The sequence below is a fragment of the Alkalibacterium sp. MB6 genome, assembly GCF_009935905.1.
Lineage (GTDB): Bacteria > Bacillota > Bacilli > Lactobacillales > Carnobacteriaceae_A > Alkalibacterium.
Window position 1 is genome coordinate 1 of record NZ_PREX01000089.1, and the last position, 309, is coordinate 309.

Here is a 309-nt window from a genome sequence, read left to right on the forward strand (position 1 = left end):
TGCAAGTTGTTGTTCCAGACTTCTCCAAGCCGCAGTTTGCGTTGGAAGGATGTCATTAAAACCTTTGATAGCGACGATTGAACTCATGATGAACTACGAATAATTTCTTTAGATTTTGCTTCTTCAAGCTCTTGAACACGTTGACGAACCATTGTTTCAATTTCATCAACCAACTGATTTGTGTCAATTAAATGGCTCTTTTCGCCATTACGGTACACCAGTGAACGCGGAGATGCCCCGACAATCCCGATATCCGCTTCTTTGGCTTCACCCGGACCATTCACCTTACACCCGATCACAGACAAGTCC

1 protein-coding gene is annotated in these 309 nt (G+C 44.0%); it reads right to left on the reverse strand.

Annotated elements, in window-relative coordinates; translation table 11 throughout:
- Positions 1–83: 83 nt before the first annotated feature.
- Positions 84–309, reverse strand: a 226-nt coding sequence (locus C3945_RS12105) for a flavodoxin-dependent (E)-4-hydroxy-3-methylbut-2-enyl-diphosphate synthase (RefSeq protein ID WP_161879837.1), incomplete at its 5' end; no start/stop codon positions are given.